The organism is Chromatiales bacterium (genome assembly GCA_014762505.1).
In the GTDB taxonomy this organism is placed as follows: domain Bacteria; phylum Pseudomonadota; class Gammaproteobacteria; order SpSt-1174; family SpSt-1174; genus SpSt-1174.
This window is the reverse complement of the sequence record JABURS010000032.1, coordinates 39,426-54,754: the sequence shown is the minus strand read 5'-3', so window position 1 is coordinate 54,754 and position 15,329 is coordinate 39,426. Positions and strand designations below refer to the sequence as shown.

At 67.9% G+C, this 15,329-nt stretch carries 16 protein-coding genes; 8 read left to right on the top strand and 8 right to left on the bottom strand.

Translation table 11 applies throughout. The features are described from left to right. Positions 1-44: 44 nt before the first annotated feature. From HUJ28_05185 to HUJ28_05175, 3 genes are read right to left on the bottom strand one after another with little or no spacing between them, the layout of a single operon-like run. Positions 45-305, bottom strand: a complete 261-nt coding sequence (locus HUJ28_05185) for a transcriptional antiterminator, Rof (protein MBD3618845.1) — start codon at positions 303-305, stop codon at positions 45-47. After that, on the bottom strand, positions 302-502 hold the full coding sequence (locus HUJ28_05180; protein ID MBD3618844.1) for a CPXCG motif-containing cysteine-rich protein: 201 nt from the start codon (positions 500-502) through the stop codon (positions 302-304). The genes HUJ28_05185 and HUJ28_05180 overlap by 4 nt, the downstream gene beginning before the upstream one ends. Next, positions 492-1,658 (bottom strand): oxygen-independent coproporphyrinogen III oxidase-like protein, encoded by a 1,167-nt coding sequence (locus HUJ28_05175; GenBank protein MBD3618843.1) that lies wholly within the window; start codon positions 1,656-1,658, stop codon positions 492-494. Before HUJ28_05175 ends, HUJ28_05180 begins: the two co-directional genes overlap by 11 nt. A 256-nt stretch (positions 1,659-1,914) precedes the next feature. On the opposite strand from HUJ28_05175, the gene HUJ28_05170 reads away from it, so the two are divergent. Both HUJ28_05170 and HUJ28_05165 read left to right on the top strand, forming a co-directional pair. Next, positions 1,915-2,841: a phosphate/phosphite/phosphonate ABC transporter substrate-binding protein gene (locus HUJ28_05170; GenBank protein MBD3618842.1), complete on the top strand. Its 927-nt coding sequence runs from the start codon at positions 1,915-1,917 to the stop codon at positions 2,839-2,841. Position 2,842: 1 nt separating this feature from the next. Beyond that, the gene (locus HUJ28_05165; protein ID MBD3618841.1) at positions 2,843-5,767 is read left to right on the top strand and encodes an EAL domain-containing protein; all 2,925 of its coding nucleotides are present in this window, start codon (positions 2,843-2,845) and stop codon (positions 5,765-5,767) included. On the opposite strand, the gene rdgB is transcribed toward HUJ28_05165, so the two are convergent. Together rdgB and rph are read right to left on the bottom strand one after the other, a co-directional pair. Beyond that, positions 5,712-6,302: an RdgB/HAM1 family non-canonical purine NTP pyrophosphatase gene (rdgB, locus tag HUJ28_05160; protein MBD3618840.1), complete on the bottom strand. Its 591-nt coding sequence runs from the start codon at positions 6,300-6,302 to the stop codon at positions 5,712-5,714. The two genes, HUJ28_05165 and rdgB, sit on opposite strands and share 56 nt — an antisense overlap. A 12-nt stretch (positions 6,303-6,314) precedes the next feature. Continuing rightward, positions 6,315-7,031, bottom strand: coding sequence for a ribonuclease PH (rph, locus tag HUJ28_05155; protein ID MBD3618839.1), 717 nt, complete (start codon positions 7,029-7,031; stop codon positions 6,315-6,317). 127 nt (positions 7,032-7,158) lie between these two features. On the opposite strand from rph, the gene HUJ28_05150 reads away from it, so the two are divergent. The 5 genes from HUJ28_05150 (at position 7,159) to HUJ28_05130 (ending at position 11,970) form a co-directional block, all read left to right on the top strand. Then, a complete protein-coding gene (locus tag HUJ28_05150; GenBank protein ID MBD3618838.1) occupies positions 7,159-8,025 on the top strand; it encodes a YicC family protein in 867 nt (288 codons plus the stop codon). Positions 8,026-8,187: 162 nt separating this feature from the next. Beyond that, positions 8,188-8,889 (top strand): BON domain-containing protein, encoded by a 702-nt coding sequence (locus tag HUJ28_05145; protein ID MBD3618837.1) that lies wholly within the window; start codon positions 8,188-8,190, stop codon positions 8,887-8,889. Positions 8,890-9,049: 160 nt separating this feature from the next. Next, on the top strand, positions 9,050-9,481 hold the full coding sequence (locus HUJ28_05140) for an Hsp20/alpha crystallin family protein (GenBank protein ID MBD3618836.1): 432 nt from the start codon (positions 9,050-9,052) through the stop codon (positions 9,479-9,481). Between the two features lie 73 nt (positions 9,482-9,554). Further along, positions 9,555-10,487: a DnaJ domain-containing protein gene (locus tag HUJ28_05135; protein MBD3618835.1), complete on the top strand. Its 933-nt coding sequence runs from the start codon at positions 9,555-9,557 to the stop codon at positions 10,485-10,487. A gap of 118 nt (positions 10,488-10,605) precedes the next feature. Continuing rightward, positions 10,606-11,970, top strand: coding sequence for a DegQ family serine endoprotease (locus HUJ28_05130; GenBank protein ID MBD3618834.1), 1,365 nt, complete (start codon positions 10,606-10,608; stop codon positions 11,968-11,970). Positions 11,971-11,982: 12 nt separating this feature from the next. On the opposite strand, the gene HUJ28_05125 is transcribed toward HUJ28_05130, so the two are convergent. The 3 genes from HUJ28_05125 to HUJ28_05115 are packed head-to-tail and all read right to left on the bottom strand — an operon-like array spanning position 11,983 to position 14,733. Continuing rightward, positions 11,983-12,429 carry a molybdenum cofactor biosynthesis protein MoaE gene (locus tag HUJ28_05125; protein MBD3618833.1) on the bottom strand — a complete coding sequence of 149 codons (447 nt, stop codon included), beginning with the start codon at positions 12,427-12,429 and terminating at the stop codon, positions 11,983-11,985. Between the two features lies 1 nt (position 12,430). Continuing rightward, positions 12,431-12,664 (bottom strand): molybdopterin converting factor subunit 1, encoded by a 234-nt coding sequence (gene moaD / locus HUJ28_05120; protein ID MBD3618832.1) that lies wholly within the window; start codon positions 12,662-12,664, stop codon positions 12,431-12,433. 44 nt (positions 12,665-12,708) lie between these two features. Beyond that, positions 12,709-14,733 carry a site-specific recombinase gene (locus HUJ28_05115; protein ID MBD3618831.1) on the bottom strand — a complete coding sequence of 675 codons (2,025 nt, stop codon included), beginning with the start codon at positions 14,731-14,733 and terminating at the stop codon, positions 12,709-12,711. A gap of 113 nt (positions 14,734-14,846) precedes the next feature. Here HUJ28_05115 and moaC point away from each other — a divergent pair, with 113 nt between their 5' ends. Further along, on the top strand, positions 14,847-15,323 hold the full coding sequence (moaC, locus tag HUJ28_05110; GenBank protein ID MBD3618830.1) for a cyclic pyranopterin monophosphate synthase MoaC: 477 nt from the start codon (positions 14,847-14,849) through the stop codon (positions 15,321-15,323). Positions 15,324-15,329: the final 6 nt, after the last annotated feature.

The following is a 15,329-nucleotide window of genomic DNA, read 5'->3' as shown; positions in this document are numbered from 1 at the left end:
TTCCCTCCCCCGACGCCCGTCGGGTCTGCTAAAAGCCCCCGAAGCTAGACCAGCCTCGTGCCCGACTCGATGATCTCCGCGTGCCGGATGCGGTCCAGGCGCAGCACGTGGCGCCTGCCGTCGGCCTTTTTCGCGATCATGAATTCCTGCTGGGCGCGGGTGCGCAGGTTCTCGGGCTGCAGGGTCTCGACATGCGAGACACCGCAGCCGTCCACCCAGGAGACGCGTAGCGTCTGGGCGCGCAGGATGGCCAGCTCGTATTCGCTGTACAGGGCGCAGGAGATGGGCTCGTAGGGCCTTTTCATGCGTCGTCCCGTTCCGCCCGCAGCTCGGCCAGCCCGCCGGCGTGGTCCAGCGCGTAGTGGATCACCATGGGCCGGCAGCAGACCTGGCAGTCCTCGATGTAGTCCTGCCCACCCGCCGAGAGATCCAGCACCGTGTCGATCGCCTCCCCGCAGTAGGGGCAGTCGAGGGTCACCGCTTGCAGGAGTTCAGTCGTCATCGGGCAGGAAGCGTTCGATCAGGTCATTGAGAAAGCGCCGTCCGAGGTCGGTGGGCCGCAGGCGCGGGCCCTCGCGCACCAGCAGTTCGCCGGCGATGGCCTGCTCGATGCGCGGTGCGATGGACGCCAGGGGCAGGCCGCTGCGCTCGGCATAGAGCCCCTCCTCGAAGCCGTCGGTCAGGCGCAGGGCATTGAGCATGAACTCGAAGGGCAGGGCGGCCGGGGCGAGTGTCTCGCGCGCGATGGTCGCGCCGCCACCGGCGGCGGTGTCCATGTAGGCGGCGGGCTGCTTCTGCTTGTGGTAGCGCACGATGGTCCCCGTGGCGGCATCGCTGTGCTTGCCGTGGGCGCCGGCGCCGATGCCGAGGTAGTCGCCGAACTCCCAGTAGTTGAGGTTGTGCCGGCAGCGCCGGCCGGGCCGGGCATAGGCCGAGACCTCGTACTGAGTATAGCCAGCGGCGGCCAGCGTCTCCTGGCCGGCCTCCTGCATGTCCCAGCGGGCGTCGTCGTCCGGCAGTGCCGGGGGCCGGGCGTGAAACAGCGTGTTCGGCTCCAGCGTGAGCTGGTAGTAGGAGACGTGGTCGGGCTCGGCCTGCACGGCCTGGCGCACGTCGGCCAGGGCCTGGGCAGGTGTCTGCCCGGGCAGGCCGAACATGAGGTCCAGGTTCAGGTTGTCGAAGCCCGCGGCCTGGGCGATCTCCACCGCACGGCGGGATTCGAAGCCGTTGTGTATGCGGCCGATGCGCTCGAGCATTGCGTCGTCGAAGCTCTGGATGCCGATGGACAGGCGGTTGATGCCCAGTGCGCGAAACTCCGCGAACCTGCCCTGCTCGAAGGTGCCCGGGTTGGCCTCCAGGGTGATCTCGGTGTCCGGGCGCAGCGGCAGGCGCTGAGCGATGCCGGTCAGCAGCCTGTCCAGTGCCTCGGGCGAGAACAGGCTGGGCGTGCCGCCGCCGATGAACACGCTCTCGATGCGCCGCCCCCACACACCGGGCAGTTCGGCCTCCAGGTCCGCGATCACGGCATCCACGTAGCGGCGTTCGGGCAGCTCCTCGCGAATGGCATGCGAGTTGAAGTCGCAGTAGGGACACTTGCGCACGCACCAGGGGATGTGGACGTAGACGCTAAGCGGGATGGGGGCGGTGAACTGGGGCATGGGGCGATTCTACCGGCTCCGGCGGGTGGACGGCTAAAGTTGCGTGTGGCCGCTGCCGCCATAATGGCGGACGGGGCTGGCCGTCCGCCGGTCGGGCAGACACCGCCCTCCGTCGCCCGGTGGCCGCGGGCCCGGGCCGGCGGCCTGTACTATGTCAGCGTAGTTTTTGTGGCTATTATCAAAAAAACAGCCGCCGCAATGTACGGCGGCCCGGCCGGGCAACAGTTACGGCCATTGCCAGGACAGTGACGCACGCATGACCGCTATTTCCCGGATATCGTTGCCCGGTTTGGGGCTCTGCCTGTGGCTGCTCGCCGCGCTCGCCGGCTGCAACCAGGAGGCCGAGCCCACCCTGCCGCAGTACGGCGAGGCGCCGGTGCCGGAGCAGCCCGTCTACCGCTTCGGTATCCACCCTCTGCACAACCCGGCGCGCCTGCACGAGATCTTCTCCCCGCTCATCGACTACCTCAATCGCCACGTCGATGCCGCCGAGTTCCGTTTCGAGGCCTCGCGCAACTACGCGGCCTACGACGACAAGCTGTTTGCCGGCGAATTCGCCTTTTCCCTGCCCAACCCCTATCAGACCGTCGAGTCCCTGAAGCATGGCTACCGGGTCTTCGGCAAGATGGGCGACGACGAGGATTTTCGCGGCATCATCCTGGTGCGCAGGGACAGCGGCATCGACGAGTTCAGCGACCTGCGCGGCAAGATCGTGGCCTATCCCGCCCCCTCCGCGCTGGCGGCCACCATGCTGCCGCAGCACTTCCTGCACAGTCACGGCATCGACGTCTTCCACGAGCTGGACAACCGCTATGTGGGCTCGCAGGAGTCGGCCATCATGAACGTGTACCTCGGCGAGGCGGCGGCCGGTGCCACCTGGATACCGCCCTGGCGCACGCTGTCACGCGAGCGGCCGGAGCTGGCCGCGGCGCTGGAGGTGCGCTGGCAGACCGACAACCTGCCGAACAACGGGCTGGTGGTGCGCGAAGACGTGCCGCCGGCCATCGCGGCCGAGGTGGGCGAGCTGCTCTTTGACCTGCACAACCACGAGGAAGGGCGCGCCATCCTCGCGCGCATGGCCCTGTCGCGCTTCGAGCCGGCGGACAACGAAACCTACCGGCCGGTACGCGAGTTCATCGAACGTTTCACGCGGGAACTGCGCGACCCGCGGGAGGCGCGCTGAGATGGCGTCGACCGCCACCCGACTGCGCCAGGTACTGTTCGGCTCCATCCGGCGCCAGCTCATCCTGGGGATCGCGCTGGTACACGCGGTGCTCATGACCATCTTCGTCTTCGACCTGGTCGAGCGTCAGCGCGATTTTCTGCACGACCAGGCCATCGCCCAGGTCACCAGTCTGGCCGAGACGCTGGCCACCAACAGCGGTTCCTGGCTGCTGGCCAACGATGTCATCGGCCTGGAGGAGGTGCTCGCCTCGCAGGCCAGCTATCCGGGCCTGGAATACGCCATGGTACTCGGCACGCGCGGCAAGGTGATGGCGCACACCGAGCGCCGGTTCGCCGGTCAGCACGTCATCGACCCGGTGAGCCGCGAGCTGCTGGACTCCCCGCCCGGCACGCATCGGCTGATCGAGACCCGCCAGCTCATCGACGTGGCGGCGCCGATCCTGGTCAACGGCGAACTCATCGGCTGGGCCCGGGTGGCGCTCAGCCAGCAGGACAACCTGGCCGGCCTGCGCCTGATCACCCGTGACGGGGTGTTCTACACCGTGATTGCCATCGTCATCGGCGTGCTGTTCGCCGTGCTCATGGCCCGGCGCCTGACGCGCGGACTGCACGAACTGGTGGTCACCTCCTCGCGGGTGCGCGAGGGCGGGCATGGCGTGCGCGCCCCAGAGCAGCACACCGAGGAACTCGCGCAGCTGGCGGACGACTTCAACCGCATGCTCGACGTGCTGGAGCAGAAGGAGAAGGACCTGACTGCCGCCCAGCAGGAACTGATCCAGAGCGAGGAGCGTTTCGACCTCGCCATGCGCGGCTCCAATGACGGGCTGTGGGACTGGGATGCGCAGAGCAATACCGTGTACTACTCGCCGCGCTGGAAGGCCATGCTGGGCTTTGCCGAAGACGAGCTGGACAATTCCGAGGAGGCCTGGTCGAGCCGCGTGCACCCCGAGGACCTGCCACGGGCACGGGCGGCGATCGAGGCGAACCTGCGCGGCGAGACCCCCTTCTACGAGAGCGTGCATCGCATCCGCCACCGCGACGGCAGTTGGCGCTGGCACCTGGAGCGGGGCATCTCGGTGCATGACGACACGGGCAGGGCCTACCGCATGGTGGGCACCAATACCGACATCACCGAGCGCAAGCAGGCCGAGGACGCGCTGTTCGAGGAGAAGGAGCGCGCCCTGGTCACGCTCAACTCCATCGGTGACGCGGTGATCACCACCGACGAGTCCGGCCTGGTGGTGTTCATGAATCCCATCGCCGAGGTGCTCACGGGCTGGACCCAGGCCGAGGCGGCGGGCAGGACCCTGGAAGAGGTCTTCCCCATCGTCAACGAGATCAGCCGCGAGCCGCTGGACAACCCGGTGAACTACTGCCTGAACGAGGGCAAGGTGGCGGCCCTGACCAGCAATACCATCCTGGTCAACCGCCACGGGCACGAGATCGCCATCGAGGACTCGGCCGCCCCGATCCGCGATCGCAGCGGGCGCATCATCGGGGTGGTGATGGTCTTCCACGACGTGACCATGGCGCGCGAGCTCACGCAGAAGATGACCTGGCAGGCCACCCATGACGCCCTCACCGGGCTGGTGAACCGTGCCGAGTTCGAGCGCCGGCTGGCCGCGCTGATCCGCCAGCCCGGCGAGCCGGGCAGCACGCATGCGCTGCTCTATATCGACCTCGACCAGTTCAAGGTGGTGAACGACACCTGCGGCCACGTGGCCGGCGACGAGCTGCTGCGCCAGCTCAGCTTCCTGCTCAAGGAGCATGTACGCGACAGTGACACCCTGGCGCGTCTGGGCGGCGACGAATTCGGCCTGTTGCTGGAGCGCTGTCCCCTGGGGCGGGCGCGCGAGATCGCCGAGAGTCTGCGCCATGTCATCAAGGACTTCCGTTTCACCTGGGACGAGAAGCCCTTCGAGATCGGTGCCAGTATCGGCGTGGTGGAGGTCAACGAGGACTCGGAGAACCTGTCGACGGTGATGAGCGCCGCCGACGTGGCCTGCTACGCCGCCAAGGACCTGGGGCGCAACCGCGTGCATGTCTACGAGCCCAACGACGAGGAGCTCAAGCAGCGCCGCGGCGAGATGCAGTGGATCGGGCGCATCAACAATGCCCTGGCCAACGACCGGCTGGTGCTCTACGGCCAGGCAATCCGCCCGGTGGGCGGCGAGGCGGACGAGGGCAGGCACTACGAGATCCTGGTGCGCATGCTGGACGAGGAGGGCGAGCTGGTGCCGCCGGCCGCCTTCATCCCTGCCGCCGAGCGCTACAACCTGATGCCCTCGGTGGACAAGTGGGTGGTGAACCACGTCTGCCGCCTGGCCGGCGCGCTACGGGCGCGGGGCGGGGCCAGCCAGCTGACCATGCTCGCCATCAACTTGTCCGGCAGCACGCTCAGCGATGACGACTTCCTCGGTTTCGTGCGTCACCAGCTCGAGGCCTACCGCGTGCCGCCCGAACTGATCTGCTTCGAGATTACCGAGACGGCGGCGATTGCCAACCTGGCGCGCGCCATCCAGTTCATCCGCGAGATGAAGCGCTTCGGTTGCCGCTTTGCGCTGGACGATTTCGGCAGCGGCCTGTCGTCCTTCGCCTACCTGAAGAACCTGCCCGTGGACTACCTCAAGATCGACGGCAGCTTCATCCGCGACATGGTGGCCGACCCCATCGATCGCGCCATGGTGCGCAGCATCAACGAGGTGGGACACGTGATGGGGATACAGACCATCGCCGAATTCGTCGAGGACGAGGAGACGCTGGCGGTGCTGCGCAGCATCGGCGTGGACTATGCCCAGGGCTATGGCATCGAGCATCCCGCGCCGCTGATCGGGCAGCTCGGGCTGGATCACGGGCTGGCGCCCGGGGCTAGTGTGCGCGCAGCCGTTCGGCGATCGCGCGCAACGCCCGCGCCCGGTGACTGACGCGGTTCTTCTCGGCGGGGTCGAGTTCGGCGGCCGACCGGTCCAGTGCCGGATCGAAGAACAGCGGGTCGTAGCCAAAGCCGCCCTCACCGCGCGCGGACTCCAGGATGCGACCCTCCCAGATGCCCTCGGCGATCACCGGCGTGGGGTCTTCGGCGTGGCGCAGGAAGGCCACCGCGCAGTAAAAACGCGCGCCGCGCTCGGCCGTCGGCAGGCCTTCCAGCGCCGCCAGCAGACGGGCGTTGTTGGCCGCATCGTCGCCATGCACGCCGGCATAGCGGGCCGAGTAGATGCCCGGCGCGCCGTTGAGGGCGTCGACCTCGATGCCGGAATCGTCCGCCATCGCCGGCAGGCCGGTGTGCGCGGCCGCGTGGCGGGCCTTGAGGATGGCGTTCTCGATGAAGCTGAGCCCCGTCTCCTCCGCATCCGGCACGCCGAAGTCCGACTGCGGCAGCACCTGGATGCCCGTGCCCTCGAGGAGCTGGCGCAGCTCGGCGAGCTTGCCCTGGTTGCCGGTGGCGAGCACGAGTTTCATCGGGATGCCCTCCTAGATGCCCAGGGCCTGCTTCTGGTGTTCGATGATGTTGCCGATCCCGGCGGCGGCCAGGTCCAGCATCGCGTCGAGTTCCTCGCGGCGGAAGGCATGGCCCTCGGCGGTGCCCTGCACCTCGATGAAGGCGCCGCCGTCGTTCATCACCACGTTCATGTCGGTCTCGGCACTGGAGTCCTCGTCGAAGTCGAGGTCCAGCACCGGCGTGCCGTTGTGGATGCCCACCGACACCGAGGCCACCAGACCGTGCAGCGGGTTGGTCTTGAGCTGGCCCTTCTTCATCAGGTGGGTGATGGCATCGTAGAGGGCGACGAAGCCGCCGCTGATCGAGGCCGTGCGCGTGCCGCCGTCGGCCTGGATCACGTCGCAGTCCACCGTGATCTGGCGTTCGCCCAGGGCGGAGAGGTCGCAGGCGGCGCGCAGCGAGCGGCCGATCAGGCGCTGGATCTCCTGGGTGCGACCGCCCTGCTTGCCGCGGGCCGCCTCGCGGGCCATGCGGCTGCCCGTGGAGCGCGGCAGCATGCCGTACTCGGCCGTCACCCAGCCCTGGCCCTTGCCCTTCAGCCAGGGCGGCAGGCGCTCCTCCACCGTGGCGGTGCAGATCACCTTGGTGTGGCCGAACTCCACCAGGACCGAGCCCTCCGCGTGCTTGGTGTAGTTGCGGGTGAACTGGATCTCGCGTAGCTGGTCCGGTGCGCGGCCGCTGGGTCTCATGCCTGTCTCCTGGTCGGGGTGTGGTGTTGCCGGGTCGGCATTATAGCGGCTCGGCCCGCCCGATGTCGGGCGGGCGGGGCGAATGCACTACAATGGCGGGACACACCAAACACCACAAGGGCAGGACATGTTACGCAGCATGACGGCATTCGCGCGCCGCGAGGCGCAGGGGGACTGGGGCACGCTCGTCTGGGAGATCCGTTCGGTGAACCACCGCTACCTCGAGCCCGGCCTGCGTCTGCCGGAGGAGTTCCGCGCCCTGGAGAACGCCGTGCGCGAGCGGCTGCAGGCCCGCCTCGGTCGCGGCAAGATCGAGTGCGGCCTGCGCTACCAGGCCGGCAGCGGGGCGGTCTCCACCGTGGACGTGAACGTGGAGCTGGCCCGCGCCGTGATCGAGGCCTGCGACCGCATCGAGAAGGAGATGAGCAACGCCCAGCGCCAGTCGGCCATTGATATCCTGCGCTGGCCCGGCGTGGCCCGCGAGGCCGAGCGCGACATGGCGCCGGTGCAGGAGGCGGCGCTGGGGCTGCTGGAGCAGGCCCTGGACGAGCTGGTGGAGAGCCGCGAGCGCGAGGGGGCCCGGCTGCAGGCCATCATCGAGGAGCGGGCCGCGGCCATCGGCGGGATCGTGACCGAGGTGCGTGCGCGGCGCGTCGAGGTGATGCAGGGGGTGCGCGACAAGCTGCTCGCCCGCATCCAGGACCTCGGGGTGGAGGCCGATCCCGGGCGGCTGGAACAGGAGCTGGCCATCATCGCCCAGCGCCTGGACGTGGACGAGGAGCTCGATCGGCTGGATTCCCACCTCAAGGAACTTGCCGCCACCCTGGCGCGCGACGAGCCGGTCGGCCGGCGCCTGGACTTCCTCATGCAGGAATTCAACCGCGAGGCCAATACCCTGGGCTCCAAGGCCAACGACACCCGGACCACCCAGGCGGCGGTGGAGCTCAAGGTGCTGATCGAGCAGATGCGCGAGCAGGTGCAGAACATCGAGTAGGGCCGGTCCTGGTCGTAACGTATTGATCGTAAAGGGGTTGTTCCTTCACCTGCATTTGCCCGGGAATGAACTAACATCAGTCAGTGCGGCAGCATTCCCCGCCGCGGGAGGCCGGCAAGGACTTGTCGGCCGCAATCTCGGGTACCTAAGAGGGAGATCCCTATGGCACGAGACACGCTCGTCTCCGCCATTCGCGCGGCCATGGAACGCGATGGCGGCATCAACCTCCACGAATATCCCATCCGCATCATTCACAACGGCAGTCTTCGTCTCGAGGGCGAAGTCGGCACCATCGAGGCCAAGCGCAAGGCCCTGCTCATCGCCCGGCGGCTGGCCGACGGCCGGCCGGTGGAGGATGGCCTGCGCCTGATCCCGGGCGAGCGCCGCGAGGGCAAGGCCCTGCTCAACGGCGTGCTGAATGCACTCATGCAGGAGCCGGCCTTTGCCGAGTTCGATATCGCCAACGGCGAGCAGCGCGAGACCGGCAGCCCCCGCGGGCGTATCCAGGTCAAGGTGGACGGCAGCCGCGTGGTCCTGCTCGGCTGGGTCAACAGTCTCTCGCACCGGCGTCTGGCCGAGGTGATCGCCTGGTGGGTGCCCGGCTGCTGCGACGTGCTCAACCTCCTGCACGTGGAGCCGGCCGAGATGGAGACCGACGACGAGATCTCCGATGCCGTGCGCCTGGTGCTGGACAAGGAACCCTCGCTCAACGCCGACGAGATCCGCATCCTGACCCGCAACGCCGAGGTCACCCTGGCCGGGGTGGTGCACAGCGCGGAGCAAAAGCGCATCGCGAGTTCCGACTGCTGGTACATCCCCGGCGTGCACGCCGTGCACAACCGACTGGAAGTGAGGCCCCGCTAACCCTCCAGCGGAACCTCCTGTGAGATTCGCCCGCCGCCAGGCGGGCATTTTTTTGGCAGCCCTGGGCGCGCCTTGCTGTCCACTTGAAAAGTCTCCTCCTGCCCCTATCTAGAAGGACACGCAAACACCCTGTCGCATAACCTGTAGTGGAGGTGGAACCATGGCAATCACGCGTTATGAACCCTGGAGCCTGCTCAACCAGCTGCACCGGGAGATGGACAACATGATTCGTGGTGGCGGTGACGAGAGTGCGCTGGCCACCAGCGACTGGCATCCGTCCGTGGACATCAAGGAAGAGGCCGATGCCTACCTGATCTACGCCGACATCCCGGGCGTGGACCCGAAGGACATCGAGGTGAACATGGAGCATGGCGTGCTGACCATCCGTGGTGAACGCAAGGCCGAGACCACGGAGGAGCGCGACAACTTCCGCCGCGTGGAGCGCGTGCGCGGTTCCTTCTATCGGCGCTTCAGCCTGCCCGATACGGCGGACGCCGAGAAGATCACGGCGCGCAGTGAGCACGGGGTGCTGGAGGTGCGTATTCCCAAGCAGGAAAAGGTGCAGCCGCGGCGCATCGCGGTTGAAGGCTGATCATCCCGACGTACAACACGCTGGCGGCGTCATCGGTGTATGCTGTGACGCCGCCTCGATTGTGTGACTGCTGATGGAATTCAAGGACTATTACGAGATTCTCGGTGTCGATCGCGGTGCCTCCGCCGACGAGATCAAGAAGGCCTACCGCCGGCTTGCGCGCAAGTACCACCCGGACGTGAGCAAGGAGGCGCAGGCCGAGGACCGCTTCAAGGAGGTCAACGAGGCCTACGAGGTGCTCAAGGACCCGGAGAAGCGCCGTGCCTACGATCAGCTCGGTGCCAACTGGAAGTCCGGGCAGGACTTTCGTCCGCCGCCGGACTGGGAGGACATGTTCGGCTTCGGCGGTGCGGCGGGTGGTGCGCGCGCGGCCGACGGCGGGTTTGGCGGCAACGGCTTCAGCGATTTCTTCGACTCGCTGTTCGGCGGCGGCTTTCGTCGTGCCGGCGGCGGGGCCGGCGGCATGTTCCGGCAGAAGGGGGCCGACCAGCGCGCGAGCATCCGCGTGAACATCGAGGACCTCTACCACGGCGCCAGCAAGACCATACGCCTGGCCAGCGGCCGCTCGCTCAAGATCAGCATCCCGCGGGGCATGGCCGACGGCGGCCAGATCCGCCTGGCCGGTCAGGGTGGCCCCGGCGTCAACGGCGGGCCGAACGGCGACCTCTATCTCACGCTCAATGCCGCGCCGCATGCCTATTACCGGCTGGACGGTCGCGACATCCTGCTCGACCTGCCCGTGGCCCCCTGGGAGGCGGCGCTGGGCGCCAGCATCAAGGTGCCGACCCTGGGCGGTCCGGTGGAGCTCAAGATCCCGCCGGGCACCCAGTCCGGACGAAAGCTGCGGCTCAAGGGGCGTGGCCTGCCGGGCAGTCCGCCGGGCGATCAGTACGTGCTGGTGCAGGTCGTGACCCCGCCGGCCGAGACGGAGGCGCAGCGCGACTTCTACGCGCGCATGCAGAAGGAGCTGGCCTTCGATCCCCGCGCGCATCTGACCGGTGGCTGAGGCCTGCGCCTGAACTTTTCGCGGCTGCCGGGGTTCTAGTACCACAGTCGTGGCGGGCCGTCCGGCCCGTCGGAATCCGAAAGCGAGGTAAGGCATGCTGAAGACCGCAGGTGCACGGATGCTGTTGTCCGTTCTGTTCATGGGTTTGCTCTTCTCCGGTCTGTTCTTCACCGCTGTCCCGGCACGGGCGGTGCTGCCCGAGGCGGTGGATGGCCAGCCGTTGCCGACACTGGCACCGATGATCGAGCGGGTGACCCCGGCGGTGGTGAAGATCTCCACGCGCGGGCGCGCCGCCGCGCAGAACCCGCTGTTCGACGATCCCTTCTTCCGCCGCTTCTTCGGCGTGCCCGAACAGCCGCGCGAGCGCCAGACCCAGGGGCTGGGGTCCGGCGTCATCGTGGACGCGCAGAACGGCTACATCATCACCAACCATCACGTGATCGATCGCGCCGACGAGATCGCGGTGACGCTGCGTGACGGGCGCGAGTACCCGGCCCGGCTGGTGGGCGCGGATGCCGACGCCGACGTGGCGGTGCTGCAGATCGAGGCCGAGGGCCTGACCCAGGTGGAGATGGCCGACTCGGATGCGCTGCAGGTGGGCGACTTCGTGGTGGCCATCGGCAACCCCTTCGGGCTGAGCCAGACCGTCACCTCCGGCATCGTCAGCGCGCTCGGCCGCAGCGGGCTGGGCATCGAGTCCTACGAGGACTTCATCCAGACCGATGCCTCCATCAATCCCGGCAACTCCGGCGGTGCGCTGGTGAACCTGCGCGGCGAGCTGGTGGGCATCAACACGGCCATCCTCGGCTCCAGCGGCAACATCGGTATCGGCTTCGCCATCCCGGTGAACATGGCGCGCGGCATCATGGAGCAGCTGGTTGAATACGGCGAGGTGCGCCGTGGCCGCCTGGGCGTGTCGGTGCAGGATCTCACGCCGCAGCTGGCGCAGGCCTTCGACATCCGTCGCGTCCAGGGGGCGGTGATCGCCCAGGTGGCACCCGAGTCGCCGGCGGACAGGGCCGGCCTCAAGCCCGGCGACGTGGTGGTGGCGGTGAATGGCCGGCCGATACGCCGCTCGGCCGACATGCGCAATGCCGTCGGTCTGCTGCCCATCGGCTCGGAAGTGGAACTCACCGTCATTCGCAACGGCAAGGAGCGTCGCCTGGTGGCCAGGGTGGCCGAACCCGAGGTGAACACGGCGCAGGCCGGGCGCTTCAGCAGGAAGCTCGAGGGGGCCACCCTGAGCGACATCCGCGAGGGATCGCCGCTTTATGGCAAGGTGGAGGGCGTGTTGGTGGCCGATGTCACGCATGGCAGTCCGGCCCATCTCAACGGTCTGCGACCGGGGGACGTGATCCTGTCGGCGAATCGCCAGCCGGTGACGTCCATCGAGGAGATGGGCAAGGCCATCAGCGATCGCGACCGGGCCCTGCTGCTCAACATCCAGCGCGGGCGTTCGGCGCTCTTCCTGCTGTTGCAGTAGTCCTGTCCCGGGTCAGTAACCGGGGGTGTTCTTCTCCACCCAGCGCTCGCCGCCATCGGCGAGCGTTTCCTTTTTCCAGAAGGGCGCGCGGCTCTTGAGCGCCTCCATGAGGAAGCGGCAGGCCTCGAAGGCGTCCTTGCGGTGGGCCGACCAGGCGGCCGTGAGCACGATGGGGTCGGTGGGCAGGATGCGGCCGACGCGATGCACGATGAGGGCATCGATGAGCGTGTAGCGCCCGCGTGCCTCGTCGAGGATGGCGGCCAGGTGTTTCTCGGTCATGCCGGGATAGTGTTCCAGCGTCATCGCGGTGACGGTGTCGCCCTCGTTGAGGTCGCGCATGCTGCCGACGAACACGGCGGTGGCGCCCACGCCGGCCTCACCCGCCAGCCGTTCGGCCTGGTAACGCTGCAGCTCTGCCCAGGGATCGAAGGGCCCGTCGATGAGGCGGATGCCGTCCATCTCAGCCGCCGGTCACCGGGGGGAAGAAGGCGATCTCGTCGCCGTCATTCACGGGCTGGTCGGGTGCGGCGTATTCCTGATTGACGGCGGCCAGCACGTTGGCGGGCATGGCGGCGCCGTCGGTGGCGCGGGCCCAGGCCTCGCTCACGGTACCGGCATCGGTGGCAGTCAGCTCTACCGCGTCGCGCCCCAGGCGCTCGCGCAGGCTGGCGAAGAATCGGACGGTCAGGCTCATGGGGATGGGATCACGTCGGTGATGGTCCAGAAAGGGCCATTCTATCACTTCCTGTCCCGGTCCCCGGGAGAGGGCTCGATCTCGGGCGGTGGCGGGGGCGGGAGCAGCAGCTCCCGCGGGCGCTCGGCGATGCGCTGCAGGTAGACGCGCAGCAGGCGCGAGACGCTGCCGATGCGCGCGCCGCGCGCCTTGAGTGCCACCCAGAAGGCCAGGGCGAAGCTCACCCACAGGTTCATGGCGCCGATGAGCAGCACGAAGATGAAATACAGGGTCAAGTCGCCCCAGCCCGGCATGCCGCCAGCCACCACGTAGCCGAGGTTGGCCGAGGAGAAGGCGATGTGGCGGATGTCCAGTGGCAGGCTGAGCAGGTAGCCGATGTAGCCCGTGACGCCGAGCAGTACGCCGAAGAAGAAATTCCCGGCCAGCGCGCCGTAGTTGCCGTCGATGTAGTCGGCGATGCGCTCGCGCAGCCCGGTGGGGATGATGCGGCGCAGCAGCGGGTGTTCCCGCAGTCGGCCGGGCAGGTCGAGATAGGCGCAGCGGTTGTCGAAGAAGCCCGCGATCAGGCCGGAGACGAACAGCCACAGTCCGGCGATGGCGGCATGGAACAGCGCCAGCCCGGTGATCGGCGACAGCTCCTTGAGCTGGTAATTGGCCGCCTCGGCATCCAGCACCGGGGTATGCCAGAGTTCGAGATAGGCCCAGCCGACGAGGATGGCCACGGGCAGGGCGACCAGCACGTTGCCCAGGACCGCCACGAACTGCGAGCGGCCCACGTCGATCATCAGATCGGCGAGCTTCTTCAGGTTGGCCATGCCCCGGTCGCCCTGTTCCACGGCGGCGGCGAAGCGTGCGGCGGTCATGGCCGGCTGCTTGGTGGCGACGGTGAAGTGCAGGATGTGTATGAGCACGAAGCCCAGGCCGTAGTTGAGGCAGACCAGGAGCGTCTGCAGGCCCCGCGACAGGCCGAGTTCCACCACCTCGATCTTGATCAGCGCCATGAAGGCGATGATGAGCCCGGCCCCGGCCCCCGACCACAGCATCTGCAGGTATTCGGCGCGATTGCGCGTGATGTAGTGCTCGCCGGTATGGCTGGCGTTCTCGGTCACGCTGCGCGAGAGCAGCTTCACGTTTTCCTGCCACAGCGCGCGCAGGCTGTGGCGGCGGGCGTTGTTGACCACCATCTGCTTGAACAGGCGTACGCCGGTGCTGCGGCGCTTCTCGGCATCGTCCGGATCGAGCAGGTCGAGCAGGTTCTCGATGCGTTCCAGGGTCTGGTCCAGGCGCTCCAGCAGGTAGGTCAGGCCGATGCTGGTGCCGCGTTTCACCGCGCGCTTGCGGAACAGGCTGATCTGCTCGGCCACCTGCTCGAGCAGCACGCGCGCGTGCTCGTCGTCGTGGAAGGGGCGTTCGCTGTCCTGGGTCCACTCCAGGTACTCGCGCACGTAGACGGCCAGCTCGCGCTGCTGGGCGACAAAGGCCGAATTGCGCTCGCAGATGCGCGGGTCCAGGCGCAGCAACTCGGGCTCCAGCTCCTCGGCCGCGATCCAGGTGGAGAGCGTCTCCAGGGCATAGAGCGCCTCTTCGCGTGCCCGGCGCAGGGCCTTCTCGCGCCCCTCGGAGACGTCGATCAGCAGGTCGAACAGGCGCAGCCAGGCATCGTCCGGTACCGCCGTCACCCACTCCGGGTCGTCGAGCCGGTGAAAGACGATGGTGAGCACGTGCTTGAGGTTGCGCCGGTCGGCAGGCGCGGGATTCAGGCGCTCGTAGATGCGCGTGCCGAGTTCGCGGAAGAAGCCGCGGCGGGAGAACAGGCCGATCTCGGTGTACAGCGGCAGATGACGTGAGTCGAGCAGCTGGCCCTGCACGCGGCCGCTCAGGGCGTGACGCACGCTGGAGCGGGATTCCAGCGCCATGGCCAGCTCCTCGATACGGGCGATCACCGGTGCGATGTGCTCGGGGTCGTCCGGGCGCAGCCAGTCCACGAGCTGGGTGAGGGTGTCCACCGCGTCGAGGGTCTCGTCCTCCACGACCCGGTCGAGGAGTGTTTCGAGTCTTGGTCTGGCCATTGCTTCTGCTGGGTTCCCTGTGGCTGGGGTTGCGGGCCGAATGTCGAGCGATAATGTAACATCGCATGCTGGAACTGACTGCAATGATCGAGTGAAGCGGGAGCGGGCAAGGCATGAGCAAGCTGACACATTTCAACGCCGAGGGCGAGGCCCACATGGTCGATGTCGGCGACAAGGCGGTGACCGACCGCGTGGCGGTGGCCGAGGGGCGCATCCGCATGGCCGGGGAGACACTGGCGCTGATTCGTGCCGGTGGCCACAAGAAGGGCGACGTGCTCGGCATCGCGCGCATCGCCGGCATCATGGGTGCCAAGCGCACCGCCGACCTGATCCCGCTGTGTCATCCCATCCCGCTCACCCACGTGAGCGTGGAGTTCGCGCTGGAGGATGCGCCGCCCGCCGTACACTGCCGTGTCACCACCCGCACCGCCGGGCAGACGGGCGTGGAGATGGAGGCCCTCACGGCCGTGCAGGTGGCGCTACTGACCATCTACGACATGTGCAAGGCCGTGGATCGTGGCATGAGCATGGACGAGGTACGCCTGCTGAAGAAGGCCGGCGGCAAGTCGGGCGACTGGGAGCGTGACTAGCCCCGG